Genomic DNA, 25,585 nt, shown 5'->3' with positions numbered 1-25,585 from the left:
CCGGTATGATTGCATTTAAAAATTTGATTAAGATTAAGCGAGGTGGTGAGCAGGCTGTTTACCTACAAATCCATAATGCGCTGATTCATTTAATACAACAGGGCGTACTAGCGAGTGGCCTAAGGTTACCCGGTAGTCGAGATATGGCTGTACAGCTTTCTGTCCACCGAAAGACTATTGTGGCGGCCTATGACGAATTGATGAGTCAAGGCTGGATTGCTAGCGTGCCGTCGAAAGGCACATTTGTAAGCGGCCAATTGCCAGAAGTTAAACCAGAGGGCCTTGTACAAGAGGCGAGGTTCTCGGAAAATGCACCATTTGGATTTGATAGGATTGAAGCACTCCATAGAAGAGAGCCAGCCTTGCCAAGTGGCCTTACATTAGATGAGGGCACTCCAGACGTAAGAATAGCCCCTGTAACTGAGATATTTAGACACTACAGGAGCGTTATTTCACGAAAATACAATTCAAAGCATTTAAACTACGGGCCATTTTATGGAGATCTTTCGCTCAGAGAAGTGCTGGTTAAGCACTTGCAAGAAACACGTGGGTTAAGGTGCAGTGTAGATCAGATTCTAATTACTCGCGGCAGTCAAATGGCTATGTATCTCTCCAGTCAATTGTTGCATCGGGAAGGTGGTATTTCTATCGTTGGTGAAACGAATTACATCGCTGCCAGCTTAACACTGGAGCATGCCGGAGCACAAGTCATGCAGGTTTCTGTAGACGAGAAGGGGCTCGTTACACATGAAGTGGAGGCCCTTTGTCAAGAATATACAATACGCTCTGTTTACGTAACCTCACATCATCACCACCCGACTACCGTAACCATGAGTGCCGAAAGAAGAATGCACCTTGTGGAATTGTCAAGAGAGTATGGTTTTGCCATTTTGGAGGACGATTATGATTACGACTTCCACTATCAGCGTGCACCGCTTTTACCCTTGATCAGCATTGCATCCAACGGGAATGTAATTTATATGGGGGCTCTGTGTAAAATTGTAGCACCAGCTATTCGCATTGGCTACATAATTGCCCCTAAAGATTTCATTGCGTCAGCCGGACATTTAAGGCGTATCATTGATAGGCAAGGGGATGCGATTATGGAAAGATCAATTGCTCAAATGATTCAACAAGGAGACTTGCAAAGGCATAGCAGAAAGGCCTTGAAACTATATCATGCTAGACGAGACCATTTTTGTAACCTTTTATTAGAACATCTTTCTGATTATTTATCCTTTAAAATTCCGGAAGGCGGAATGGCAGTTTGGGTAATCTTAAGAAAGGAGTTGAGCTGGTCGGCCATCGCGGAGTTTTGTTTAAAGAAAGACTTGGTGATACCGAACTACCAGAATTATGACAGGACAAAGATAGGCCACAATGGTATAAGAATGGGATTTGCTTCGTTGGATTTGGGAGAACAACAAAGGGTAGTCGAAATTTTAAAAGAAGCGATTATATCGATCGCTGAGTAAAGACAAAATATATTATTTGATTTTGTCCCCAAGTGCAGAAACTTACGTCTATAAGGTGAATCGCGATTTTTTGAACTATATTTTGAATCATAATTTTTTAAGACAATGCAAAAGTATTTATATCTATTTAGAGGAGGCGACGCGCGAATGGCAACAATGTCGCCGGAAGAAGTTCAGGCTCATATGGCTGAATGGGGTGTTTGGATGCAAGGACTAGCCGAAAAAGGCCAATTAATAGACGGATTGCCATTAAAAGCAGCAGGAAAACAAGTGTCCAAAGGTGGTAAAGTTGTTACGGACGGACCTTTTGCTGAAGGTGCTGAAATAGTAGGAGGTTACTTAATGGTAAACGCCAGTTCTTTGGATGAAGCCACTGAGCTTTCAAAAGGCTGCCCTATTTTAGATGCTGAAGATGGCCACATAGAAGTAAGGGAAATCTCAGATATGTAATGTCTTATGCACTTGGGAATAGAAATTCTCAAGTGCTTTTTTTGCTGGCCATTTTTTTAAAGTAAGACACGGTTTTTTTTAACCAAATTTTTATGTCTAATCCAGTTAATAGTACACTCGATCACTTATTTCGACATGAATATGGAAAGTTAGTTTCTCTATTCACCAACCGCTATTCTCCCCATTTAATCGACAAGATTGAAGATGCTGTGCAAGAAGCGCTTTATAAAGCAGCAAAAATATGGTCATATCAACCTATGCCTGATAATCCTTCGGCTTGGATATATAGGGTAGCCAATAACCAACTGATTGATTTTTTGCGCAAGGATAAAAAGAATGCCGACTGGGATGATCAGGCTTCTATTGAATTGAACAAAGATGCGGAGAGCTTAGAACTTCCAGAAGAAAGCAGCCTTGTCGACGATCAGCTTCGAATGATATTTGCATGCTGTCATCCGGCAATGAAACCAAGTGAGCAGCTTATGCTAAGCCTGAAGCTCTTATGTGGTTTGTCGATTAAGGAAATTGCTCGTGCGCTGCTGAAAAAAGAAGAGGCCGCAAAAAAAGCCATTACACGAGCTAAGAAAAAATTTAAGGAGGAAGTGGGTGAACTAGTTGTACCGAAAGGCGAGGCTATTGAATCACGTTTGGCTGAAGTATTGCAAGTTATCTATTTACTTTTCAACGAAGGTTATAAGGCTACAGAGGGTGAAAATCTGATTAAACAAGACTTGTGTGAAGAAGCTATCCGGCTTGGTTTTTTGCTGACTAATGAGAAGAGTTGCGACAAGGGTGAACTTCAGGCACTTATTTCTATGATGCTCTTTAAAGCCGCTAGGTTTCCTGCCAGAATAGATAAGGCCGGTAATTTATTGACCTTAGAACATCAAGATAGAAGTCTCTACGACGAAGAGTATATCAAATGGGGCTGGAAATTTCTCAAAGAGTCATCTTTGCACGAAGGCTCCTCGGTTTATCAACTAGAAGCAGCCATTTCTGCTTATTATACTACGGCTAAAAACTATGAGGTAACGAATTGGAAGGTGATCCTAGGTCTGTATGATTCCTTGGTTAAGTTGAAACCAGCGCCCGTAGTGCAAATGAGTAGGGTGGTGGTTTTGAGCAAAGTGGCAGGGCCTGCCATAGCTTTGGAAGTAATGGAAGCTACTGAATCTGAGATAAAAGGAAATCAATCATTCAATGCCCTAAAAGCCGATCTCTATGCCGACCTGGAAAAGTGGCCTCAAGCAAGACTTTATCTTCAGAAGGCGATTGCAGAATCTCTCAATATTGCCGAGCGCCGTTTTCTCGAAAAGAAGCTGCAGTCTTGGATTGGTAAGTGATTGCTATATATTTTTGATCTAGAATTTTATTAATTGCAGTATGCTTAAAACAGTATTGCGCTTTGGTTTAATCATTGTGGCCTTACTTGTACTTTTTCAACTTAGTAACGTCTCTCTGTTTATCCCTAGTCTACCGGCAGATGTAGTGATTAGTATTGCCGCCGTTATTTTAATTGCTCTTGGAATCTACTTGGGTGGAAACATTAAAAAAGATAAAGTCATTGAAGTTGCTCCGTCCCACGAAATTGATGTGGAGAAGATCAATTCCTTAGGAATTAGTACTAGAGAAATGGAAGTACTTAAATTGATTGCCCAAGGGTTATCGAATCAAGAAATTGCCGAACGACTTTTTGTTTCGGAGAGTACTATCAAAACACATGTTTCAAGCCTTTTTGTGAAACTAGATGTGAAACGAAGAACGCAAGCTGTAACTAGGGCCAAAGAATGGCGCGTGATCAGTTAGAAGGCTCCTACTTTCGTATGAATAGTTAGATTGGTACTTAAGTATGAGTCTTCAATTATTGGTTTAAAGTTGATTTGGGTAAACAAAACAACAAATGATATGAAAAGAGTACTTAAAATTTATTCCCCTTATGTCTTCGGTATTCTCATGGGAGTGCCAATCATTTTTGGTCTTATTTACGGATATGGACCAGAAACTTTCGATGCAGGAGAGGTAATTGGTTATTCTTCAATGATTGTTGCTATGGCACTTATTTTTGTGGCCGTTAAAAACCATAGAGACAAAGTAAATAATGGGGTGATTAGTTTTGGTGAATCGATGAGAATTGGTTTGGCTATATCGGCTATTGGGGGTCTGGCATGGGGCTTGTATAATTTTATATTCGTAACCTGGATTATGCCGGATTTCAATGAGCAATATTTAGCGCATGTTGAAGGACTCGAAATAGGAACACCTGCCTTTGAAGAAAAATTTGAGGCATTAATGAATGGAAGTGATAGCTTTATGTATACGCCAATCGGTGGAACCATTCTAATGTTTGTAACCGTATTCTTAATTGGCGTGGTAATTAGTGTAATTAGTAGTTTAGTATTAAAATCAAGTGAGCATACAACACCTGCATAATTTCTAGAATGAAGAAGAAATATCTTTTATCGGTAATTTTTTTATTCACTATCCTGAGTTTGATAAAGGCTCAGGATAGCGCCTTTTATAAAGAGATCGCTGAATATCGGAGAACCCAGAATGAAGAATTTCTAGATCCGCAAAAGTCGCCATTAACAGCCCTTGGAAGAGAGAACTTCAAGGGGCATACATTTTTTAAACCTGATCCCACCTATAGCGTAAAAGCAAGGTTCGAGGAAACTCCAGAATCCAAACCTTTTGCCTTAGGAACGAGTAAAGGAACCACAAGAATTTACAGGCGTATTGGTATTCTTCATTTTCAGCTGAAAGGAGAACCTTATACACTTGAGGCGTACGTGCAAGTACAGAGTTTTGCGCTTCGTACAAAAAAGGTCTATGTATTTCTACCAATTATGGATGCGACTACGGGTGGAAGCACCTATAGCGCCGGAAGATATCTTCACTATGAGGGTATTCCAGAAGGAGAGGAATGGGTTGTAGATTTTAACAAGCTCTACAATCCAAGTTGCGCTTACAGCGATAGATACGAATGTCCTAAAGTTCCCGAACCAAATCATTTGCCCATCCCAATAGAAGCGGGCATCAAAGGTTGGTAGGGATAAATTTATTCTAGCGTGCAGCTTCCGTTAAAGTCAGAGGCATCGAAAAGAGAATTGGCTTTCCCCACAAGTGCCCCTTTATTTACCTCGATAGTGAGTTGGTTGTTGCCCGATCTTTTAGGTGAACAATATTCCAATAAATAATAACTATTCGCCCGACCATTAATGAGATCTCCTATTTCTCTAAAGCTGTCCAAGAGTTCTCCAATATTTGCAGCCGAAACGAAGCTTGTTTTTCCAATTTCGCGCAAGACTTGTTCGTCTATTTCTCCCCCTAGTCCAATAGTGTAGATTGATAAATCTCTATCGGCATTGGAAACTGCCGACAATGCTTGTCCTTTTGTGTTTCTGTTGGCCTGATCCGTGCCATCTGTAAAGATTACCACTGCACTTGAGGCAATCTCATCGAGGTTTCTGGTTTGTGTTAATTTTTGAGTGGCTACTTCAATACCTTGTATCACTGCACCAAATAAATTGGTAGAGTTATCAGAGCTCATAGCTGGCGAAATATTGTCAATAGAAGCTTTTAACTCTGTAGCACTCGTCGAAACAGCTTGCAGCTGTTTGATGTTTTCAGAGCCATCAAACCACCAAATGTCCATTTTTATGGCTTGAGCATTGGTTTTATCATCAGATGGAACCACTTCATCAATAAAGCTTTTCGAAGCTGTTTTTAGCGCCTCTAAATTTTCACTACCGAGCACACTCCCACTTAAATCGAGCATAAGCGTAATGTGGTAATCGAATACTTGTTCATTGGGTTGAATCTTCCGAGTGGCCTCAAATTCTGAAATTATGGCACCGTTTTCATAGATAACAAAGTCGTTTTCAGTAAGGCCAGCCACGCCGTTACCGGCGGCGTCCTCTACTCTAAAAAATACCGATACATTGGACGGTAGGTTTACAAATTGATCTTCAATAGTGACAGCTAGGTTTAAGTTTTCACTGTCGTCGCTGTTACAAGACATTGTAAACAGCGCTGAGACCATTAAAAGGAAGAAATAAAGTTTTGATTGTTGCATTTTCTTAGGTTTTGAGTTCCCCCTAAAACCGTGAAACTTATTTTCTTATTGTACAGTTAGGTGTTTAATTAGTTTAAATTTGCAAGCCATACAATTTCAGACAATATGAAGACAACAACCACGTTACTAGGAGATTATGAATTTGAAGCCATCAACGAAAATGGCAATAAAGTTCAGATTGATATGCGTGCACCTGAAGAGAAGAAAGCGCAATCGCCTACCGAATTATTATTGTCTGCTTTGGCAGGGTGTGCATCCGTAGATCTAGTACAGATGCTGAAGAAAAGAAAACGCACCGTCAATGGTTTATCGGTTGAAGCAGAAGGAGATAGAAGGGACGATCATCCAAGAGGGTTTACCCATATCCGTTTACATTTCGTATTGGATTCACCAGATGCGAAACAAGAAGAATTCGAAAAATTAGGCCATTTAGCCGCTACGAAATATTGCTCTGTCGCTGGATCTTTAAGTGCAGAAATGAGCCATACTTTTACCATTAACCGCTAAAGGTTAAGCCAATAGGTAAGCTTGATGACGAGTGCCCGGTTTTTATTCACAAAGTCATTTGGGAAGTAATTATCAGTATATGCAATAAAAATGTCAGATACTGGCTTAAACCTCCATTGAAGTCTCGAATTAACGTTCAGGTTATCAATCTGGCTGTTATACTGAATAAAAGTAGTCCAGAATAGGGATTTTGAGAAGGTGATGTCGAACCTAGGCCCAAAGAGAATAATGTCTGCATCGCCATATGGATCGGGCAGTCTAATGTTATTGTAATTATAGTTTAGGCTAATAAGACCATAGGGCTGAAACCGATAATTTATTGCACCGCCTAAGCTAAATCGATCTCCGTTGAAATACTCACCATAACTGGTTCTGAGTGTGTAATAAAACTTTTTTCGCGTGTCTGAATTATAGTCTGCCTCAAAATTCGTGAATGTATACTCGTTGCCTTCGGGGAGCGCTAGGTTGCCTTCTCGTGTAGGGTCGAAATCCGAAAATAGATATATAAAGTTTCGTACAAGGCTAGCGTTTATACGCCCTGTATTTTGTAACTGGCTACGTAGTCCTACACGATATTCAGAGTCTGTCGTTCCATTTAAGTCGTTTTCAAAAAAGTCAACAGAAACGAATGGGTTTAGTTGCTGAAATGCTCCCTTTTCAGGGTAAAAGTTTTTCGTAACACTCAGGTTACCTCTGTTATATCCGCTTCTTCGGGCAAAGCCAACCTCTGGATTATAATTATCACCCACTTGTTGTACTAAAGCTTCAACACGCCAGTCGATTGTAGAGTAGCTAATGCTAGCAGCTGTCGCATATGAATCATCCGCATCTGTTTTGTCAAATGATTGGTGATAGAATATTTTACCATTCCATACATTATCCGCCGAAGCAAGATTATAATCAATGCCTAAAACGCGATTATATTGATTAAAGGCACTTCCGTTTTCATTGTTTAGATCTTGTTTATTGATGAATATCAATCCAATATTAGACCTGCTAAATACCTTGCGCTGTAAAGCTGCAACGGTGTAATTGAGTTTAGGAAGGTTAATGTCCGATTCTTCAGCTGCCTGCATATTCAAAATGCCGATTCGCCAATTATTATTCAATTTTCCGCTTAACCGTGCGCCGAAATTAATTTTATTTTGAATATTCGTCCCGGTCGATTCGTCCCTAGAAACCCCAATCCGTCTAGAAAAAAACGGGCGTAAACCATCAGCTCCGAATTGACCAAACAAATCTGCGTTTTCAAGGAAAAACTGCCTGCGTTCTGGAAAAAATATTTCGAATCGATCGAGGTTAGTGACCTGCCGATCTACTTCAACTTGAGAGAAATCTGGGTTAACTGTTAAATCAAGATTCAGTGCCGGGCCAACTCCGATTTTAGCATCAAAGCCAAAATCACCTGAAGCATCTGATGACCTCGGGAGTGCGTCCGTTTCACCAGTCGGAACATAGCCTCCTTCGCCATTCATGTTAGCCGATATATAAGGAATTACAGCGATATTGGCCCCAGGATTTTTTAGCGGTTTATCCCAAATCAATTGTCCAGTGTGTGCTAAGGAATAGAGTACAAAATTTCGTGGTATCGGATTCCAGGCTGAACGTTCGCCAGTGTTGCTATCGATACGATATGAATTAATATTCCAAATTGTACCGCCTTCTTTGAATCTAATGCTCTTAAAAGGTATGGCCATTTCTACCATCCAATAGCCATCGTGCTGAGTAGCTTCTCCTCGCCATTTGTTTTCCCAGTCAAGTGATAGGTCACCTCTATTTCCACCTCCATTTGAGACTAAGCCTTCGCGCCTTACACCAAACGGATTTATCCCGAATTGAAAAGCATTTGTCTTATCGTCGAAGGTATCGAAGTGTACGATAAACATATCGTTTCCACCGCCTCGAAAATCCCTTCTTAGAGAAGGTGTTACATAACCATTTGAACCGGTATTGTACATTTTTGCCCCAATGTAAATGTACTTGTCATCATAGGTAAAACGCATTTCTGTTAATGCATTGGCACTTATGCTATCACTTGGAAAGTTTTGTTGATAATTATTGGCGACATCGGCAATTTCCCATGTCTTTTCATTCATTAACCCATCAAGAACTATGTTGTCTGATGCCCTTTGAATCCGGACTTGCTTCCGTTCTTGGGCCAAGGCAGAAAAGCCTAGGACACAAAATAAAATAGAGGTTAGTATTCTAAGGTTGAACATGTTGGATTGCAACAATAATTTTATTTCATGACTCTTCAAAAAACAGTCTATGCTTTCTGACAGGCGGTTGATTTCATAGAAAGACTATCTTTGACAAAATTTTAATTAACAAATGAGGGTAGTTAAAGAAATAGATGGGAAAGCGTGCAAAATAACCGTCTTCAGTTGGAATGGTAAGTATATTATAAAGTTAGAAAAGGGTCCTTTTGAGCAGACTTTTAAGGTAAGTGAGTTCGATGTACTAGAAGAAGAAATAGACGGAATTTTGTCTGATGAATTCATAAAAGAATCAATTACACGATTTAATGCAATGGCATTATCGTTGAAAAAGGCCATGAAATATTAATACTAGTTATACTTCTATAGTTAATGAATAATATTATATGGTAACTTTACTTAAATCTTGCAAAACACTAGATGTCTGAGTATTCCTATTTTTTAATAGCAGTATTCCCAATACTGCTTATAGTGAGTTACTTCTTATTTAAGTATAGAAGGAAAGTCATGCGGCTTGAAGACAAGCTGATTATTGTAAAAATGCGTAATGAAGCAATAACTGATACTTTCGAACTTTTGATGGATCACTCAGCAGATTTTGTTTTTAGATACAATAAAACTGGTGTAATTAACTATGTATCGAGTAATGTGGAAAGAACACTCGGTTATGCAAAAAGCGATGGAGAAATGCATTTTCGAAGCCTCATTACACCCAATAAAATCAATGATAAAATTGCCACACACGTAAAGGAAATTTTCAGAAGTGGTTCTAGTGTCAAATCACCTTATTTTATAGAGGTTTACGATAAACAGGAGCAAACTCAAATGTTGGAAATATTTGAATTTCCGCATACCAGTATTTCTGGAGAAATTGATTATGTAACATGTGTTGCCAGAAATGTTACGAGCATATACAAGGCAGAGTTGGAGCTCAAACAAAGCGAGCTTCAGCAAGCAATGATATTGGAAGCTATTCCAGATGCGCTGTTTACAATGGACAGAGAGGCAAGATACATAGACTACCAAGTGCAAGAAGAAGATCGGCTTTGGTTTAAGCCTGAGCAATTTCTTGGGAAGCGTGTAAAAGATGTGATACCAGAGCCTTTAGGAACAGTCTTTACAGACGCTATTGAAAACGCATTTAAAACAGGGGAATTACAAACGCTAGAATATCAATTCGGTAAACCGGGTAAGGAATCTACGTATGAAGGGCGATTTATAAAACTAGATGAATCCCAAGTATTCGTTATTGCACGAGATATTTCAGCTCAGAAGAATCTTGAAATTGAACTGAGAAAGGCCAAAACTGCTGCTGAAAACGCAACCAAAGCCAAGAGTAATTTCTTAGCCACAATGAGTCATGAAATAAGAACCCCAATGAATGGTGTAATCGGTATGACTAGTTTATTGGCCGACTCCAATTTAAATGAAGACCAACGCGAGTTTGTAGACACTATTCAAGCTAGCGGAGATACACTATTAAGGATTCTCAATGATATTCTTGATTACTCAAAAATTGAATCAGGAAAATTGTCGTTCGAAGAACATGTATTCTCACTCGAGAAAATGATCGATGATGCCATAGGACTTATTTCATTCGAGGCCCAAAAAAAGGACTTGGCGGTGAACAAAATCATTGCAAATGATATTCCTGAATTTATTAAAACTGACCGTGGAAGATTACGTCAAATTCTGCTCAATTTGCTTTCAAACGCAATAAAATTTACAGAGAGAGGAAGTGTTACTATAAATGTTTCGTTGAATAAAGTTACTACCAAGCATGCACACCTAGAATTTCAAATTAAGGATACGGGGATAGGGATTCCTCAGAAGAAACTAGACTCATTATTTAAGGAGTTTACACAAGCAGATTCATCTCATTCGAGAAAATTTGGAGGTACCGGACTCGGTTTGGCTATTGTAAAAAGACTGGTAAAACTTTTCCATGGTAAAGTATCGGTGAAGAGTGAGGTGGGTGTAGGGTCTCAGTTTTCATTTAGCGCTAGAGTAAAACTGGCCCTTGAGGTAGAAATTCAAGAATACCTTAAGGTAGGTGTTCAAAATACAATAGCACCAAACAAAAATAAAATCTGTGATGATTACCCAATTAAGATTCTCTTTGCAGAAGATAATGCCGTCAATAGAAAGCTGACAGTTATATTTTTAGAACGATTAGGCTTTACCCCAAAAGTGGTTTCTAATGGGCTGGATGTAATTGCTGAAATTGAGCGTGCAGCGTACGACGTTATCCTAATGGATATATCAATGCCAAATTTAGATGGATATGAGGCAACCAAAATCATTCGTAAAAAAGAACTAATCCGTCAGCCATATATTATCGGGTTCTCGGCCAATGCATTTCAAGAAGATATTGATAAAGCGATGGAAATTGGTATGGACGATTATTTAACCAAGCCAATCAGATTTGATGAACTCAAACGCAAATTGATTACGGCTGGAAGGCGTCGATTTCCATTTGTCTCTTAACTTGCAATCTTAATTCAATGCATGACATTTTTCGTAACAGCTATAGGCACAGATAGTGGTAAATCCCTAGTGTCTGCAATTTTAACAGAGGCACTAAAAGCAGATTACTGGAAGCCCGTTCAAGCCGGTTTGCCTACCGACACAGAAACGGTAAGCAGCTTGGTGAAGAATTCGATCACTAAATTTCATCCAGAAACACACTTACTCAAATTACCAGCTTCGCCTCATGCTGCTGCTAAATTTGAACACCTGCATATTCAACTAGACGATTTCGTTCTCCCTGAAACTAAGAATGACATTGTGATTGAAGGCGCTGGTGGTCTTCTGGTGCCACTGAATGATGAAGATTTTGTTATTGATATTGCTGTTGAACTCAAGGCTCCGGTAATTTTAGTAGCCAACTTATACTTAGGAAGCATCAACCATACCTTGTTGAGCATAGACTTTTTAAAACGCAATAATATTCCTGTTAAAGGGATCATATTCAATGGAGAATCTAATCCCGAAAGTGAGCGAATTATTGAGAAACATTCGGGTTTTAAGGTGTTGCTACGCCTTCCAAAACTGGGTTTGATTAATAAGGAAGTAGTAGAGTATTGGGCCGATGAATTATTACTGAATTGGTATGACTGATTGGATAAAAAGAGATGAGGCTGCTATTTGGCACCCATTTACGCCCTTACGAGGAATGGAAAGTCCTCTAATGATTGAAAAGGCCGAAGGGGTTAATTTATACACCGAAGAAGGTGAGAAAATAATCGATGCTATTTCTTCGTGGTGGGTAAATATTCATGGTCATAGTCACCCATACCTTGCTGAGGCCATTGCATCACAAGCAGCCCAGTTGGAGCATGTTATCTTCGCTGGCTTTACCCATGAGCCAGCTATTCGCTTAGCAGAAAGGCTCCTCGAGATTCTTCCCGAAAATCAATCGAAGATTTTCTATTCTGATAATGGTAGTACAGCCGTGGAAGTAGCCATGAAAATGGCTTTTCAATTTTTCCACAATCAAGGCATTGAGAAACGTAAAATAATTGCAATTGATGGTGCCTATCATGGCGATACATTTGGTGCTATGTCAGTCGGGGAAAGAGGCCCATTTACATCACCATTCGATCCATTTTTATTTGAGGTGGACTTTGTGGATTTTCCAAATGGTGAAAATGACGAAGAAGTTTGGAATCATTTCCAGCAGATAATAGCGACTAATGACGTAGCCGCCTTTATCTACGAACCTTTGGCACAAGGTGCTTCTGGAATGAGGGTTTATGATAAAGACTTATTAGATCGTATGATCAGCTTGGCACAAACCAATGATGTGATTTGTATTGCTGATGAAGTGATGACGGGTTTTGGTAGAACAGGAGAATTGTTTGCTGCTGATTCTTTAAAAACAAACCCAGATATCATGTGTCTTTCTAAAGGTTTAACAGGCGGAGCTTTAGCCATGGGTATTACTACCTGTTCACAAAGAATTCAAGATGCCTATCGATCAAGCGATTTAATGAAGACCTTTTTTCATGGGCACTCATTTACCGCAAACCCAATCACGTGCGCTGTGGCAAATGCTTCCCTAGACCTATTGCTGGATGAAAAGTGTACTGAAAATAGAACTAGAATAAACCGGCGCCATACAGCATTTAGTCAAAAAATAGCTCAGCATGCTTTGGTAAGAAATACCCGGATTCTTGGGACAATTATTGCTTTCGAGCTTAATACGGATAGAGATACTTCCTATTTCAATGAAGCCAGACATCACTTATATCCATATTTTATTGACAAGGGCATACTCATCCGACCACTTGGGAATGTTATTTACTTAATACCTCCTTATATCATTTCAGATGAAGACTTAGATTTTATTTACCAAACTATCTTTAACTTTCTGGAAGAATATCCTATGCTGATCGAAAATAACGAATTATGAAAAAGTACTTTTTATTACTTCTTACGGTATGCTTATTTACCAATTGCCAAGCGCAACAAGCTAATAATGTATACTATAAAGTAATTACCATGCGTGCGAACCCAGGTCAATTATTGGATTTAATTGATGTGATCAAGGCCGATCTTAAAAATTATGAACGTGCTGGTATAGAAAAGCCATTTCTTATGCGTCACTCTCAAGGCGATCAGTGGGATTTACTTTTAATGTATCCTGTAAAAGATTTAGGAAAACATTTCTCGGCTGCTGAAATGGATAAACGTAGAGATAATTCAGCAACGCTTGACCAAGGTTACGGCAGGCCTTATTACAGGATGGTGTCTTGGCAGGAAGAATCTATAGTGGAAGGGCCGTCTTTAGAAGAATTCAATGAAAGGTTTACCCAGTTTGACTACTACCATGTAGAAATGTTTCAAGCGCTGGCAGGAAAGCAAGAAGAGCTTTTAAGACAGAGGGAAATGGAGAACGTCTATTTAACTGAAATAGGCCGTGATACCAACCTTATCTTCACTAAGATTTTTGGTGGGGAAGTAGATATTTTCACATTGGGCTTTTACCGTGATATCAAGCATTTTGCTGAGAGTGCTGATATTCCAATTGAAACAGAAAATGCTGCGGCAAAAAAAGCTGGTTTTGAAAGTGTTTACACGATTGGTAGTTATTTGAGGTCTCTTCTTCTAGAACACCATGATACTTTGGCGGGTGCTGTAAGAAACGATTAGCAATAGTTTTTTCAATTGTAAAGTATTCATCCAATTAGATGGTCTTTACAGATGAATGCCCTTTCCTTTAGCTACTTCTTAAGGATTGTAGAGGACTTTGAATGCTAGTACTCCAAGACTGTCTCACGATTATACTGATAGAAAGAAGACACATGATTAATATGGGTAAGAGCGTAATACCCAAATGCAAGTTAATCCTAAATGCATAATTTTCGAGCCACTCTCTTGCAGCGTAAAACACCATTGGTATTGCAATGGCGCTTCCAATAAACATTAGTCTCAAGAAATCATGAACAAGTAAGTAGAGTATTTGCTGAATATTGGCCCCTAGTATTTTTCTGATACTTATTTCTTTGGCTCTTTTTAAAGCAGTAAAGGAGGACAATCCGAAAATTCCCAATGAGGCAATAAAGACTGCCATAAGTGTAAAAGCAAAGAAGATCTTAACCAAATTCTTCTCCATCGTAAGTTGTTGATCATATTTTCTTGTGAGAAAATATATCCCGCTAAGCTGCCTATTAAGATTGTTTTGAGCAGTTGTTACAGCGGTGTTAAGCTTTTCGGCAGAATTTCCCCTGGCTAAAATAGTTATATCGAAATAGGTTGGGTAGCGTAGACCAGTAACGTAAACTTTCGGAATATCATTGGTTGAATCATTTTTGATGATGCCCTTAATTTTTAAAGGGCCATTATAAGGTCGAATGAATTTAGAAAGGGCCGAATCTGGTGATGCAAACCTCATGGCTTCTAAAGCCGACTCATTAATAATCACGCTGTTATAGTCATAGCCAAACCTTCTATTAAAATTTGTGCCAGCTAAAAATTGCTCTTTCAGACCATCGAAATATTGATAATCAATTACAAAAAGATCGAATTTAGCGACTAAAGCTGTAGTGTCGCCCCCCACTTGATAAAGTGGCTTGATGGCCTGACGCATTTTGATTTGACCATTGTAGAGGTTTGAAATATCAGCCGATTCAATTTTGTCGTCTTTGATCAAAGCGCTAATAAATCCTTGAATTTGCCTAGCATAGTCATCATTCGCGCCAGTCAGCCCCGGAAATTTTGCCGTTAGGTTCATCCTAAAGCTCTTATTTTCTTTGTCTTTGACATAATTCAGTTGTTTTTGAACGATAAAGAGTCCAGATACGAAAATGATACTCACGGTGATCTGGAAAACGAGGAGAATCCGCATAATTCCCGAACCTTTGGAAGACTGTTTTGAATTGACCACTTGGTTTTTGCCCCGCATAGCTTCTATCGGTTTCAGGTTAATTAGAAGACGGGCTGGAAAGTAACCTGAGAGTATGGCCGCTATAATGATGATGACAACGAGCGACAGGCCACTCGCTACCATGACATTGGCGTTTAATACATTAGGATAGTCAATGGTCGTAAAAACGTCGACTGAGCGAACACCAAATAAGAATACGCCGAGTGCCAAAAGACCAGAGATTAGATTGATAAATCCTGATTCTACTAGAATGTTAAAAATCAGTTGAATCGGTCTTACGCCTAGTAATTTTCGAATACCGACCTCTTTAGACCTTTCGATAGAATTGATGATAGAACTATTGATATAATTGGTGGCTGCAAGAATTAAGATAATTGACCCCATCACGATTAAGAACAAGATGAAAGTGGGTTTTGCACTCTGCCCTGGGTCATTTGAAACGTTGGTTGAGGTGTGAATTTCTCGTAAGGGTCTGAGCGATAAGTAGTCCAATTGCTTATAAGAGAGCTCGGAAAGACTATCTCGATCGACTAGTCTTTCTTTGAACAATTGTCGATCATAGTCATCGTTGACGAGGGCATAAGTATAGGTGTTTTCTTGACTATTGGAATTCAATAAAAAGTCCTTTCCTGAAAGAGAGAATAATGCCCCAAAGGTTAGGTGAGAATTTTTGGGTAGTGGTTCGAAGACTCCTTGGATTGTCCAAGTTTCTTCATTTTGACTTGATATTCGAATGTTCACTTTTTGCCCAAGAATTGATTTCCCATTCTGAATCAGTTTTGGAAAAAGACGCTCGGCGGTAGTAGTAGAAACTACAAGACCATTCTCATTCAACAGAGATTCGTCTTCGTCTTTTTCAAGCCATTCAAGAGAGAATATATCAAAGAAAGATGATTCTGAATAGTAAGCTTTGTCTACAAAAGTAGTCCGTTTGGTACTATCAATATCCCGAGAAAGTAGAAAGGCAGAACTGTTTTCGGAAAAAGGTATAAGCCTTGCAGTATTATCAATTTCAGAGAAAGTATTTTTCAGATCTGCTGCTGCGCCAAACTTTGTAAAAGCATTTGTCTTTACAATCTCCTGTCTAAAGTAGGTGTCGGTTTCAATTCGGTGAATCTGTTTAGCCTTTTCATGAAAACTATCATAGCTGTACTCAAACCTTACATAGTTAAATATGAAAAGGCAAGTAGCCATACCGAGTGTAAGGCACAAAATATTAAGTACAGACGACCCTTTATTACCCCGAATGTTTCGGAGTGAAATTAGGAGGTAACTCTTCAGCATGTGTATTTTATTCTATCCGCTTATAAGCTATTCAATGGTAATGCCATAAGTGATAAACCGTCATAGAACTCTAAAAAGGCCTGTTTAGTAATTTCTCCGAAATTACCCTGAACGTTATTGAACTGATTATGTGCGGACTTGAACAGATTCTGCCTTAGTCTCGTGTTTTGTTAACTTCTTTATAATGAGAGAGTTATGAAGTGTGCAGGTAAATCTTTAATTATAGATTACCAAGGTAGATCAGTTGATTAGGGCTGCTGATGTATTTCTAGAAATGAGGCCCTTCTGTGATTTAGACTAACTGACCTGACGCTCTTCAAATTTCTCTATGGCTTCTTTCTTATACTTTCGGCCTATCGGGAGTTTAGTGGAGTTTAACTCGACAAAGTCATGTCCATAAGAATTAAGTCTATTTTGATCAATCAGGTAGGATCTGTGAATCCGAATGAACCAGCTTGGTAATGTTTTTTCTAGCGTACTGATTTTCTCTTTAGTTATAATGACTTCATTTAAGGTGTGGAGCTTTACGTAGTCTGCTAAACTCTCAATGTACAGAATGTCTGAAATATTGATTGAAAGTATCTTTCTATTCGATTTTACTCTAATTGTTTTCTGAAGGTTTTTCTCATTATTGGCTTCGAGTATACTTAAATCGATTCGATGTTTTTTGTCCGAACTGTATGTGTGGATAAACGAAAAGAGGATGGCCACGAAATAAATTATTATTCCCAATTGAAATAAGTCGGTCACAGCTGGGTTCATTTCATTCCAATTAAGGTCGGCTAATATTATGAATGATACGATCGAGACTACGGCCGAGAAGAATACAGATACAATAATTGTATAGATAGTGTATAAGCCAAATTTGAAATACTTTCCTTGCGATAAATACTTAGGTACTAGGAAAAGGTTGAAAAAATAGGAAGTTGCTTGCGCAACAGGCATCAGCATGGATGTGTAATAAAAGGAGTTTCCGTAGTTCCCCCACTTAGAACCAAAAACTATGTTTAGGAAAACGAATATCAATATCCAAAAAATGATCTGACTTGATGTTTTTTGCATGCAGATGAATTTTATCTAAAAGAGATGCTAAAATCTCCATTTTTCTCATATTACGAAGGGTTTGTCGATAAACAACAAATTAAGATGGGGATACAACTTCTGGCCTTAGACCTGTGGGTCATAACTTTATGAAAAGTTTAAATAACTAAAAAAACATATCATGATCAGTTTATTTAATGAAGGAGGTCCACTCTACATGGGTATCATATCAATAATAGGTGCAGTGATGCTTGTGCTATCAGTATTTCATGCACGGTCTGCATTTATGACTGGGTTTAGGAGTCATTCTTTTCAGAGGTTAGCGCAAATTAGGGAGGTTGGGCTCTTTGCCTTGATTTTTGGAGTACTATCAACGACTATAAGTTTAGTAAGTGTTTTTAGTGCAATAGAGGAGGTCGGAGATGTGCCGTTACCCTTATTGGCTGGTGGGTTGAAGTATGCGACTTACACCTTAATTTATGGTTTGATTATATATCTTCTTTCACTTTTGATTTCGATTATACTAAAGTGGAAAATTACGACTCAAAATCAATGATTTTCATGCGACTTTAGATCCTTTTAATGCTTCTAAACCTAGGTTACAACGAGTCCAAAAAAGCTTGCCCGTTTTCTAGATGGCCAGTTCTCTTTTCTTCATTCATTTTGTCGAATGTTCTAACAAGCATGCCTAGTCTAGGGTTTTGCAAGAAAAAATCTCTATTAACGTGCATAAAACGCCAAAAGAGGCCATCCCAAACCGTCTGCCAGTCGCCTTTCTTATAGTTGCTCATTTTCATAAGGTAGTTAGATCCGCTGATGTATGGTTTGGTGGCAAATAAACCACCATCGGCAAACTGACTCATGCCATAGACGTTAGGTACCATTACCCAGTCGTAAGCATCAATAAATAATTCCATAAACCAGCGGTAGACTTCTTTAGGGTCGAATTCGCAGAGCAACATAAAATTCCCTAAAACCATGAGCCGTTCGATGTGATGACAATACCCAGTTTTAAGAATTTGTTTTATGGTAAGGTCTATCGGTTCAATTCCGGTTGTTCCATTATAAAATGATGCAGGTATTTTGCGATCAAAGCCCCAGAAGTTCTTCGTTCTTGAGAAATTTCCTTTGGTTTCGTACATGCCTCGAATAAACTCTCGCCAACCTAAAATCTGACGAACAAACCCTTCCAAATCGTTGATAGCCACCTCGTATTCCTGAGCATAATCAATGGCCTTTTCAATTACTTCTTGAGGCTTAATTAAGCCTATATTCATCATAGGGGTGAGGATACTGTGGTGCAGCTGCATTTCTCCCACAACAATGGCGTCTTCATAGTCACCAAAACCGTGAAATCGATAGCTAAAGAATTGCTCTAGCCATGCTTGTGTATCAGCGTGTCCTGTTGGGTAAATTTGGCTTTCGGATAATTCACCAAGGTTGTTCCCGAAATGACGCCCTACATAGGCTTTTGCTTCTTTCCAAGACTTATCAGTTTCAGGGAAATGAACACTTGGAGGTGTTTTGCCTCTGGGATATTTCTTTCGGTTTTCACCATCAAAACTCCATTTTCCACCTGTAGGGTTTCCATCCGACTCGATAAGAATATTTCTTTTGCTCCTTTGTTGCTTATAAAATGTGGTTTGGAAAAATGATTTTTTGTTGGGCTTAAAAAAGTGCTCAAGATCTGTTTTTGTGTTGATGAAAAGCGGATTTTCATAATTGACAACTTTTAAGCCAGTACTGCTAATGGCTTCAAAGAACCGTTTTTCTAACCAATTATCAGTAGGGTTTATAAAATGTATAGTCTCAACTCCCTCCTGATATAGGTTTTTAACTAGGTCGCTGATTTTCGAGTCGTTTTCAGTTGAATTAATATAAATAACCTCAATGCCTCTACTGGTTAAATAGGCTTCTTGACGTTTCATAGAGGCACGATGAAACGCGATTTTTACTTTGTGGAAGTTGAATTCTTTAAAGAAAAGCGCTTCTTCTACCAAATAAATTGGAAAACCGTTAGCGTAAATCTCATGTTCCTGGAATAATTGATGCGGAAACAAAAGGTTGACTGACTTCATGATTTATGTTTATTTCTACTACATTTTTGGCTGCAATATTTTACTTCAACCCAATTGAGCGCCCATTTTTTTCTCCAAGAGAAAGGCCTATTATAGACAGGGCATATTTTAATAGGGAGGTGTTCTTTTTTCATTTTTTGAAACTTGGTACTTTACTGACTCGTGCATATGGAAAGTCAGTCATTTTTTCAAGTTTGTAATATGAGTTGAGCCCTGATATGCCAACGCTGTGGACAATACTCAAGTCAATATATCCATGCGCATTGATGGCCTGATCTGGAATATATAAGTGCTCAATTTGGCCCACAATCATCGTGGTACTGCTAGACTTAATGGGAACACTTTCAACGTGCTTAAGGCCTATTTTTAAACCACTTTCTTTGACATACGGTGCGTGAAAATCGTTCAGCGTTTCTTCTGTAAGACCACATGCTTCAAATTCAGAAATATTATGATCAAACTTAGCAGAGGTGTAGTGAGCATTTTCAATGAAATCGGTCTGAATATGATTTATAGTAAATAAACCGTTTTGGCTAATGTTTTCTTGTGTATGTCGTCTAATTTCTCCGCTTGGTCTTACAATGAAGCCCAAATAAGCAGGATTGCTCCCTAAATGAACTACAGAACTTATAATTGCCAGATTGGCTTGTCCACTATTCGATCGTGTGCCGATTAAATTTCCGGGTTTTATACCAGATACAGAGTTAATAATGTTAAGTCGTTTGACCCTTTCGGTATTCGATATATCGGTTTTTGATAAGTACATTTTAGTTATTTCTGGTATGAGTTTCTATTATTCTCTGTTGATCAGCTTTTACAGCTTGGTGTTTCCGATGGCCCCAGATTTTAGCCCTAGCTTTTTTGCCACTCTCTGCTAAATCTACAAGTGGTTTTGGGTAGTCAATGGGGGTAGTGATTTTGCTGAAAACCATATCCATTTCGGTCATTTTCCATGGTTCATGGATAAATTCCGTTGGAATTTCTCGTAGTTCTGGCACCCACATTTTTATGAATTTCCCCTCAGGGTCATGTTCCTGCGATTGTTTGAGTGGATTATACATTCTAATAGTATTTACCCCGGTAGTACCTGCTTGCATTTGGAATTGTGGGTAATGAATACCGGGTTCGTAGTCTAGAAACTGATTGGCTAAATGGTATACACCAGTTCGCCAATCCTGATCTAAATGGTGGCAAAGTATAGAAACCACCATAGCGCGCATCCTAAAATTTATCCAGCCAGTTTCGGCAACACAACGCATGCACGCGTCTACTAAAGGAAAGCCTGTTTTTCCCTCTTTCCAGGCAAGTACAAAGCACTCATTTAAAGGCCTTTCTAATAGTTCATATCCTCGATTGATGCATTTTGTCTCATAAGAACACTCCACTTCAAATTTTTGAATGAAATGACAGTGCCATTTTAAACGTGTGAGCAAACCATTAAAAGCTCGCTTATTTTCGGGGTAATTCTTATGTCTTTTAACGTGCTGTACAGACTGTTTTATACTGATATTACCCCAAGCTAAATAAGGTGATATCCTTCCACAAGAGGTACGGCTTTCAGATGGTTTTGAAATGAGTCGATGGTAATTTTTTCCTCTTTCATTGGTAAAGGAATCCAAGTATTTCCACGCATTTGTTTCGCCAGCCGGCTGAAAATGGCTTGAGTAATCGGAAAGTGTTTTTTTAAGTTTATCTGTAAGCGGAAAAGGATGGTTGAGCGGATGTAATTCTTGAATACTATAGGTGTTTTCAACCGTTGGTTGACTCATTGTGGCATACCACTTTTTATCCCATCCGTCTCTATTTTTTATCCCTCTTTCAATACCATCTCTTTTAAATTGTGTCCAACGAATGTTGTTGGCACCTAGTAAGTTAGAAACTGCTTTGTCCCTTTCCCATGTTAATTGTATACCACTTTCTTGATAAGAAAATACTTGCGATATTTTATAATTCTCAATTAAATGTTCAAAAACAGTTTCTGCATTTTCTTCAAAGACTTCAACTGATCTTTTAAAGCAGTTTAATGTTTTATTGAAGTCTAAGATCGAATGATAAATAAATTGTAAGTGCCGATCGGAGGTGTCTGGGTGACTGATTATTTCGGATTCAAAAAGGTAGATAATAATATAGGGAAGTCCACTAATCTCGGCTGCCCTCAAAGGAGCATGATCTTGTGTTCTAATATCACGCTTTAGCCAAACGATATTAATTGTTCTTTCTACCACGCTTTAATTTCTTTCTTACATTTTTTCCAGAAAGAGAAAAAAGAAGGGTAATAGCCTGTGGCGCTAAACATCCAATCTCTTGGTTCTTCAGTTCCTTGATACGATGTGTTGAGCGGATGCTCTTTAAAGTGTAATCGACTGTTGCCAGTTTGGAGCTTTAGATCTTCAAATTCGCCAACAAAAACTTTAAGGTTTGGAATGTTTTGAGCTAATGATAGGCAGAATTCAATACAATGTTTCGCTACGGGGTATTGCGTGAAAATGGAAGGTTCGAATATTAAAACCCGATTTGCGACAAGGTTTTCATTCCATTTAGGATCAAGATTATAGTAATTATAGATCAAAGTAGGTAGCGTACCGTCAATGTTCAGTTCGTCACTTTTGGGTAGCCAAGTGGTAAGTTTTGGTAAGGTTGTTTCTTGTAGAACTGGAGGTATGTTCAAATCAGGAAATTCTTCATAGGGTACGTCTAGAAATGTGCCCTTTTCTTTGGAGTAAAAGAAGGTATTGATGTTTTCTTGGTTGGCATAATACTTCTTATTTGCATTGGCACCAGCTACCCATTGCCAGCTGAGTGCATTGCTTGCCCAGTCTCCATCGAGCAAATTGTAATACATCCATTGAGCAGGAACTTTCCAATGACTCTTTCCAATATTGCATGCAATAGATGCCAAATACATGCGCATGTGGTTATGGAGATAGCCGGTCTCTTGAAGGTGCTTGATTTGAGTATCTATAATTTCAATACCTGTCGAGCTATTTGTTAGGGCAGTTGGCATTTCATTATTGTTAAAATCAGGCTGATCCTGTTTTAAATCTTTATTGATTTCGTTGCCTTTTGAAACCCATATTTGCTGCCAGTAATCTCTCCAAGCGAGTTCTTGAACAAATTTTTCCATTTGCAACACATCATGACCTTTTTCAATAAGTCGGTGTAAAACAAAATGCGTTGAAATTACACCTCTTGAAATATAGGGAGATAAGTAGCTGACTGCTCCGTCAACAAAGTTTCTTGTTTTAGCATATGCATTCGGATCTATCGCATCAATTTTGGCTAGGATATCAGCAAAAGATGTTTTAAATGTCATCTTTTGCTGATTTTATTACTTGTTATCTGTCGCTGTAGTGTGCATTTAAAACGATCAATATCAGGTTTTCTCTTTTTTAAATGCTTTTGACTCACTCCACTATGAACCCGCTTTCGCCAAAGTTTGAAGCTCGAGGCCTTCAGCGTATTGCGCATTAATTTGATGACCTCTTTTTCAGGTAAACCGAATTGTTGTTTGATAGCTTCAAAGGGCGTGCGATCTTCCCATGCCATTTCAATAATGCGATCTTGATCTCTTTCAGAAAGGTTAATTTCCATTAAAGTATTAACCAAGTGTAGTCGCAAGTGTTCAGCCTTGAACTCTTTTTTTCTTACTTAGCGGAAGTCTTCTTTTCTGTGAAATAGGCGTAAAAACTGAGAATGATCGCAGCGCTGGAAACGATAGTCATTAAAGTGCCAGGTATGAAATTTACAAACCCACCTAAATCTAGAAATAGAAAATAACCTAAATCGGCTAGGCCACCGGTAATAGCTGCTAAGAAAACGGCGTTTTTATTCTTTTTCCAAATGAAAAAAGCACTGATAAAAGTGACGATTCCTATCCAAAGTAAATTGAATCCATGCTGACCGATGATTGCGCCTGCAGCTTCGGGATAGTCCATCTGAACAGTGCTTGGGTCAACGGCATCGGCAATACCTGATATAGAACCAGAAATATCTCCACTCAGAATGTGGTTCACAGTAATTACTCCTGCTAAAATGTGTACAATACCCCATATTATCCATAAGATGGCAGAGGCTCTAAAAAGAATTTTAAGGTCTTTCATAATCTTACATTTGAATCATACGAAGGTTTCAAATCTTCAAGTCAAATGCATTAATCTAGATTAAGACTGTCCTTAAGAACGATAGTTTTTTGATTTACTAAGTGCTTCTGGTGTGATGCCAAGGTAGGAGGCTATCATTCTTTGGGGTACCCTTTTGGTAATTTTAGGGTATGTTTTTATAAAATGCTGGTATCGCTCGATAACAGATGCGCTCATCAGCATTATTACTCTTTTTTGAAGAACCGAAAGCCTTTTGATAAGCCTTTCAGTGTCGTTTACTTCGCTAATATCCTTATCTCTGACCAGTACCTCAGAATCTTCAATGGCATCAATATAGAGATCTGCAGGTTGTTCTCCAGGAACATTATCAGCAATAATCCAGTCTTCTGGAGCAAACATAAAGATGTGTTCTTTACCCTTTTCATCGATAGCGTAACTCCGCAGAATACCTTTTTGGACGATGTAAATTTTGCTATTTAAATCTCCTTTGCGTTGTAGAAATTCGCCTTTTTTTACGCTGATTTGCTTTCGCTCCATTTTTCTATTCACCGACCGGTTTCAATGTCATTTAAATTAGTTATGAAAAATAGAAATAAAAAAGGCCTTCGAAACTCGAAGGCCTTTTTTAATATATTGTAAGCTACTCTTTAGATCGCTCGATTAGCATCGAATCTTTCAAGATAATCAGCAACTCTTCTCACAAACATTCCACCTAAAGAACCATCTACTACACGGTGATCGTAAGAGTGCGATAAGAACATTTTATGACGGATAGCGATAGCATCGCCAGTTGGTGTTTCTACCACTGCCGGCTTTTTTACCACAGCTCCCAAAGCAAGAATTCCTACTTGAGGCTGCATAATGATTGGTGTTCCCATTACATTTCCAAAAGAGCCTACGTTAGATATCGTATAAGTACCACCTTGAAGATCGTCTGGCGTGAGTTTATTTTCTCTTGCCCTTCTCGCTAGGTCATTTACCTTTTTAGTAAGTCCGACGAGGTTGTATTGATCAGTATTGTGAATAACTGGTACAATTAAATTACCCGAAGGTAAAGCAACCGCCATACCGACATTGATCGCCTTTTTCTTTACAATATTCGATCCGTCAACCTGAACATTGATCATTGGGTAGTCCTTGATAGCGTTTACTACAGCTTCTAAGAAGATAGGAGTGAATGTAATCGGCTCGCCTTCTTTCTCTTTGAAACTTTGCTTAATTCTATTTCTCCAGTGAACGATATTAGTGACATCTGCTTCTACGAAGGAAGTTACATGTGGAGAAATTCGTTTTGAATCTACCATACGCTCCGCAATCATTTTACGCATGCGGTCCATCTCGATGATTTCGTCTTCTCCAGAAATAGATACAGGCATTGGCTTCGGAGCGCTTGCTGCTGGTGCTGGTGCCGGTGCCGGTGCCGAAGTAGGTGCTGGTGCTTGAACGCCCCCAGCTGGCCTAGATTTTAAATAGGCCATAATATCTTTTTTGGTCACCCGTCCATCTCTTCCTGTACCGGGTACAAGTTCAAGTTCAGCCATTGGAATGCTCTCCTTTCGAGCAATGTTCATGACTAATGGAGAATAGAATCTGTCAGATGCTGGTTTGTCTAAAGTAACAGCCTGTCCGTTTGAAGCAGGAGCTGCTTCAACTACAGGAGCACTTATAGTTTCTGCTTTTGGAGCTGGAGTTTCTTGTGCCGGTGCGGCATCTTCAACAGCTGCTTCGGTTTCAATCTTAGCAATCACTGCGCCTACGGCTACAACGTCGCCTTCTTGAACCAAAATTTCTTTTAAAACACCGCCGTGAGTTGCAGGTACTTCAGTATCAACCTTGTCGGTTGCTACTTCTAATACAGATTCATCTGCTTCGATAGATTCACCTTCTTGCTTGAGCCAAGATAGTACCGTACCCTCCATGATACTTTCTCCCATCTTCGGCATTACCATTTCTACTATAGCCATAACTTAAATA

Annotated in this window: 26 protein-coding genes; 13 read left to right on the top strand and 13 right to left on the bottom strand. The window is 38.9% G+C overall.

Annotated elements, in window-relative coordinates; genetic code table 11:
* Nucleotides 1-23 precede the first annotated feature (23 nt).
* The 6 genes from JXQ92_RS00980 (at nucleotide 24) to JXQ92_RS00955 (ending at nucleotide 4,972) form a co-directional block, all read left to right on the top strand.
* Nucleotides 24-1,475 (top strand): PLP-dependent aminotransferase family protein, encoded by a 1,452-nt coding sequence (locus JXQ92_RS00980; RefSeq protein WP_421984710.1) that lies wholly within the window; start codon nucleotides 24-26, stop codon nucleotides 1,473-1,475.
* Between the two features lie 105 nt (nucleotides 1,476-1,580).
* A complete protein-coding gene (locus JXQ92_RS00975) occupies nucleotides 1,581-1,925 on the top strand; it encodes a YciI family protein (protein ID WP_421984709.1) in 345 nt (114 codons plus the stop codon).
* A gap of 92 nt (nucleotides 1,926-2,017) precedes the next feature.
* On the top strand, nucleotides 2,018-3,268 hold the full coding sequence (locus tag JXQ92_RS00970) for an RNA polymerase sigma factor (protein WP_421984708.1): 1,251 nt from the start codon (nucleotides 2,018-2,020) through the stop codon (nucleotides 3,266-3,268).
* 40 nt (nucleotides 3,269-3,308) lie between these two features.
* Nucleotides 3,309-3,731, top strand: a complete 423-nt coding sequence (locus tag JXQ92_RS00965) for a response regulator transcription factor (RefSeq protein WP_421984707.1) — start codon at nucleotides 3,309-3,311, stop codon at nucleotides 3,729-3,731.
* 99 nt (nucleotides 3,732-3,830) lie between these two features.
* Nucleotides 3,831-4,355, top strand: coding sequence for a DUF4199 domain-containing protein (locus tag JXQ92_RS00960; RefSeq protein WP_421984706.1), 525 nt, complete (start codon nucleotides 3,831-3,833; stop codon nucleotides 4,353-4,355).
* Between the two features lie 8 nt (nucleotides 4,356-4,363).
* Entirely contained in the window at nucleotides 4,364-4,972 is a 609-nt protein-coding gene (locus tag JXQ92_RS00955; RefSeq protein WP_421984705.1) for a DUF1684 domain-containing protein, read from the top strand.
* An 8-nt stretch (nucleotides 4,973-4,980) separates the two neighbouring features.
* Here JXQ92_RS00955 and JXQ92_RS00950 read toward each other — a convergent pair whose 3' ends face one another.
* A complete protein-coding gene (locus tag JXQ92_RS00950; protein WP_421984704.1) occupies nucleotides 4,981-5,997 on the bottom strand; it encodes a VWA domain-containing protein in 1,017 nt (338 codons plus the stop codon).
* Nucleotides 5,998-6,102: 105 nt separating this feature from the next.
* On the opposite strand from JXQ92_RS00950, the gene JXQ92_RS00945 reads away from it, so the two are divergent.
* The gene (locus JXQ92_RS00945; RefSeq protein ID WP_421984703.1) at nucleotides 6,103-6,504 is read left to right on the top strand and encodes an OsmC family protein; all 402 of its coding nucleotides are present in this window, start codon (nucleotides 6,103-6,105) and stop codon (nucleotides 6,502-6,504) included.
* On the opposite strand, the gene JXQ92_RS00940 is transcribed toward JXQ92_RS00945, so the two are convergent.
* Nucleotides 6,501-8,723, bottom strand: coding sequence for a DUF5916 domain-containing protein (locus JXQ92_RS00940; protein WP_421984702.1), 2,223 nt, complete (start codon nucleotides 8,721-8,723; stop codon nucleotides 6,501-6,503). The two genes, JXQ92_RS00945 and JXQ92_RS00940, sit on opposite strands and share 4 nt — an antisense overlap.
* Nucleotides 8,724-8,835: 112 nt before the next feature.
* On the opposite strand from JXQ92_RS00940, the gene JXQ92_RS00935 reads away from it, so the two are divergent.
* The 5 genes from JXQ92_RS00935 to JXQ92_RS00915 all read left to right on the top strand — a co-directional run bounded on the left by JXQ92_RS00935 (nucleotide 8,836) and on the right by JXQ92_RS00915 (nucleotide 13,874).
* The gene (locus tag JXQ92_RS00935; RefSeq protein WP_421984701.1) at nucleotides 8,836-9,069 is read left to right on the top strand and encodes a hypothetical protein; all 234 of its coding nucleotides are present in this window, start codon (nucleotides 8,836-8,838) and stop codon (nucleotides 9,067-9,069) included.
* Nucleotides 9,070-9,140: 71 nt separating this feature from the next.
* On the top strand, nucleotides 9,141-11,207 hold the full coding sequence (locus JXQ92_RS00930; protein ID WP_421984700.1) for an ATP-binding protein: 2,067 nt from the start codon (nucleotides 9,141-9,143) through the stop codon (nucleotides 11,205-11,207).
* A gap of 21 nt (nucleotides 11,208-11,228) precedes the next feature.
* Nucleotides 11,229-11,840 carry a dethiobiotin synthase gene (bioD, locus tag JXQ92_RS00925; RefSeq protein WP_421984699.1) on the top strand — a complete coding sequence of 204 codons (612 nt, stop codon included), beginning with the start codon at nucleotides 11,229-11,231 and terminating at the stop codon, nucleotides 11,838-11,840.
* On the top strand, nucleotides 11,833-13,134 hold the full coding sequence (gene bioA / locus JXQ92_RS00920) for an adenosylmethionine--8-amino-7-oxononanoate transaminase (RefSeq protein WP_421984698.1): 1,302 nt from the start codon (nucleotides 11,833-11,835) through the stop codon (nucleotides 13,132-13,134). The genes bioD and bioA overlap by 8 nt, the downstream gene beginning before the upstream one ends.
* A complete protein-coding gene (locus JXQ92_RS00915; protein WP_421984697.1) occupies nucleotides 13,131-13,874 on the top strand; it encodes a hypothetical protein in 744 nt (247 codons plus the stop codon). The genes bioA and JXQ92_RS00915 overlap by 4 nt, the downstream gene beginning before the upstream one ends.
* Before the next feature lie 67 nt (nucleotides 13,875-13,941).
* Here JXQ92_RS00915 and JXQ92_RS00910 read toward each other — a convergent pair whose 3' ends face one another.
* Together JXQ92_RS00910 and JXQ92_RS00905 are read right to left on the bottom strand one after the other, a co-directional pair.
* Entirely contained in the window at nucleotides 13,942-16,392 is a 2,451-nt protein-coding gene (locus tag JXQ92_RS00910) for an ABC transporter permease (protein ID WP_421984696.1), read from the bottom strand.
* A gap of 297 nt (nucleotides 16,393-16,689) precedes the next feature.
* A complete protein-coding gene (locus JXQ92_RS00905; RefSeq protein WP_421984695.1) occupies nucleotides 16,690-17,454 on the bottom strand; it encodes a LytR/AlgR family response regulator transcription factor in 765 nt (254 codons plus the stop codon).
* Between the two features lie 160 nt (nucleotides 17,455-17,614).
* On the opposite strand from JXQ92_RS00905, the gene JXQ92_RS00900 reads away from it, so the two are divergent.
* Nucleotides 17,615-17,989: a MotA/TolQ/ExbB proton channel family protein gene (locus JXQ92_RS00900; RefSeq protein WP_421984694.1), complete on the top strand. Its 375-nt coding sequence runs from the start codon at nucleotides 17,615-17,617 to the stop codon at nucleotides 17,987-17,989.
* Between the two features lie 43 nt (nucleotides 17,990-18,032).
* Here JXQ92_RS00900 and JXQ92_RS00895 read toward each other — a convergent pair whose 3' ends face one another.
* From JXQ92_RS00895 to JXQ92_RS00855, 9 genes are all read right to left on the bottom strand, one after another.
* On the bottom strand, nucleotides 18,033-19,511 hold the full coding sequence (locus JXQ92_RS00895; protein WP_421984693.1) for a cryptochrome/photolyase family protein: 1,479 nt from the start codon (nucleotides 19,509-19,511) through the stop codon (nucleotides 18,033-18,035).
* Entirely contained in the window at nucleotides 19,508-19,645 is a 138-nt protein-coding gene (locus JXQ92_RS00890) for a DUF2256 domain-containing protein (protein WP_421984692.1), read from the bottom strand. Before JXQ92_RS00890 ends, JXQ92_RS00895 begins: the two co-directional genes overlap by 4 nt.
* A complete protein-coding gene (locus JXQ92_RS00885; RefSeq protein WP_421984691.1) occupies nucleotides 19,642-20,277 on the bottom strand; it encodes a flavin reductase family protein in 636 nt (211 codons plus the stop codon). The genes JXQ92_RS00890 and JXQ92_RS00885 overlap by 4 nt, the downstream gene beginning before the upstream one ends.
* Before the next feature lies 1 nt (nucleotide 20,278).
* Nucleotides 20,279-21,736: a deoxyribodipyrimidine photo-lyase/cryptochrome family protein gene (locus JXQ92_RS00880; protein WP_421984690.1), complete on the bottom strand. Its 1,458-nt coding sequence runs from the start codon at nucleotides 21,734-21,736 to the stop codon at nucleotides 20,279-20,281.
* Nucleotides 21,730-22,824: an FAD-binding domain-containing protein gene (locus JXQ92_RS00875; protein ID WP_421984689.1), complete on the bottom strand. Its 1,095-nt coding sequence runs from the start codon at nucleotides 22,822-22,824 to the stop codon at nucleotides 21,730-21,732. Before JXQ92_RS00875 ends, JXQ92_RS00880 begins: the two co-directional genes overlap by 7 nt.
* A complete protein-coding gene (locus tag JXQ92_RS00870; protein WP_421984688.1) occupies nucleotides 22,821-23,102 on the bottom strand; it encodes a TIGR03643 family protein in 282 nt (93 codons plus the stop codon). Before JXQ92_RS00870 ends, JXQ92_RS00875 begins: the two co-directional genes overlap by 4 nt.
* A gap of 53 nt (nucleotides 23,103-23,155) precedes the next feature.
* Complete coding sequence (locus JXQ92_RS00865; protein WP_421984687.1) at nucleotides 23,156-23,611, bottom strand: hypothetical protein; 456 nt, start codon at nucleotides 23,609-23,611, stop codon at nucleotides 23,156-23,158.
* A 72-nt stretch (nucleotides 23,612-23,683) separates the two neighbouring features.
* Nucleotides 23,684-24,148, bottom strand: a complete 465-nt coding sequence (locus JXQ92_RS00860; RefSeq protein ID WP_421984686.1) for a Crp/Fnr family transcriptional regulator — start codon at nucleotides 24,146-24,148, stop codon at nucleotides 23,684-23,686.
* 110 nt (nucleotides 24,149-24,258) lie between these two features.
* Nucleotides 24,259-25,575, bottom strand: coding sequence for a dihydrolipoamide acetyltransferase family protein (locus tag JXQ92_RS00855; protein WP_421984685.1), 1,317 nt, complete (start codon nucleotides 25,573-25,575; stop codon nucleotides 24,259-24,261).
* Nucleotides 25,576-25,585: the final 10 nt, after the last annotated feature.

Source organism: Roseivirga sp. (genome assembly GCF_049099775.1).
Taxonomy (GTDB): Bacteria; Bacteroidota; Bacteroidia; order Cytophagales; family Cyclobacteriaceae; genus Roseivirga.
This window is presented reverse-complemented; position numbering and strand designations above follow the sequence as displayed.

Bases quoted from the DNA above. Each gene is read 5' to 3' on its own strand.
- JXQ92_RS00975 (WP_421984709.1), top strand. From the start codon at position 1,581: ATGCAAAAGTATTTATATCTATTTAGAGGAGGCGACGCGCGAATGGCA.
- JXQ92_RS00970 (WP_421984708.1), top strand. From the start codon at position 2,018: ATGTCTAATCCAGTTAATAGTACACTCGATCACTTATTTCGACATGAA.
- JXQ92_RS00965 (WP_421984707.1), top strand. From the start codon at position 3,309: ATGCTTAAAACAGTATTGCGCTTTGGTTTAATCATTGTGGCCTTACTT.
- JXQ92_RS00960 (WP_421984706.1), top strand. From the start codon at position 3,831: ATGAAAAGAGTACTTAAAATTTATTCCCCTTATGTCTTCGGTATTCTC.
- JXQ92_RS00955 (WP_421984705.1), top strand. From the start codon at position 4,364: ATGAAGAAGAAATATCTTTTATCGGTAATTTTTTTATTCACTATCCTG.
- JXQ92_RS00950 (WP_421984704.1), bottom strand. From the start codon at position 5,997: ATGCAACAATCAAAACTTTATTTCTTCCTTTTAATGGTCTCAGCGCTG.
- JXQ92_RS00945 (WP_421984703.1), top strand. From the start codon at position 6,103: ATGAAGACAACAACCACGTTACTAGGAGATTATGAATTTGAAGCCATC.
- JXQ92_RS00940 (WP_421984702.1), bottom strand. From the start codon at position 8,723: ATGTTCAACCTTAGAATACTAACCTCTATTTTATTTTGTGTCCTAGGC.
- JXQ92_RS00935 (WP_421984701.1), top strand. From the start codon at position 8,836: ATGAGGGTAGTTAAAGAAATAGATGGGAAAGCGTGCAAAATAACCGTC.
- JXQ92_RS00930 (WP_421984700.1), top strand. From the start codon at position 9,141: ATGTCTGAGTATTCCTATTTTTTAATAGCAGTATTCCCAATACTGCTT.
- bioD (WP_421984699.1), top strand. From the start codon at position 11,229: ATGACATTTTTCGTAACAGCTATAGGCACAGATAGTGGTAAATCCCTA.
- bioA (WP_421984698.1), top strand. From the start codon at position 11,833: ATGACTGATTGGATAAAAAGAGATGAGGCTGCTATTTGGCACCCATTT.
- JXQ92_RS00915 (WP_421984697.1), top strand. From the start codon at position 13,131: ATGAAAAAGTACTTTTTATTACTTCTTACGGTATGCTTATTTACCAAT.
- JXQ92_RS00910 (WP_421984696.1), bottom strand. From the start codon at position 16,392: ATGCTGAAGAGTTACCTCCTAATTTCACTCCGAAACATTCGGGGTAAT.
- JXQ92_RS00905 (WP_421984695.1), bottom strand. From the start codon at position 17,454: ATGCAAAAAACATCAAGTCAGATCATTTTTTGGATATTGATATTCGTT.
- JXQ92_RS00900 (WP_421984694.1), top strand. From the start codon at position 17,615: ATGATCAGTTTATTTAATGAAGGAGGTCCACTCTACATGGGTATCATA.
- JXQ92_RS00895 (WP_421984693.1), bottom strand. From the start codon at position 19,511: ATGAAGTCAGTCAACCTTTTGTTTCCGCATCAATTATTCCAGGAACAT.
- JXQ92_RS00890 (WP_421984692.1), bottom strand. From the start codon at position 19,645: ATGAAAAAAGAACACCTCCCTATTAAAATATGCCCTGTCTATAATAGG.
- JXQ92_RS00885 (WP_421984691.1), bottom strand. From the start codon at position 20,277: ATGTACTTATCAAAAACCGATATATCGAATACCGAAAGGGTCAAACGA.
- JXQ92_RS00875 (WP_421984689.1), bottom strand. From the start codon at position 22,824: ATGACATTTAAAACATCTTTTGCTGATATCCTAGCCAAAATTGATGCG.
- JXQ92_RS00870 (WP_421984688.1), bottom strand. From the start codon at position 23,102: ATGGAAATTAACCTTTCTGAAAGAGATCAAGATCGCATTATTGAAATG.
- JXQ92_RS00865 (WP_421984687.1), bottom strand. From the start codon at position 23,611: ATGAAAGACCTTAAAATTCTTTTTAGAGCCTCTGCCATCTTATGGATA.
- JXQ92_RS00860 (WP_421984686.1), bottom strand. From the start codon at position 24,148: ATGGAGCGAAAGCAAATCAGCGTAAAAAAAGGCGAATTTCTACAACGC.
- JXQ92_RS00855 (WP_421984685.1), bottom strand. From the start codon at position 25,575: ATGGCTATAGTAGAAATGGTAATGCCGAAGATGGGAGAAAGTATCATG.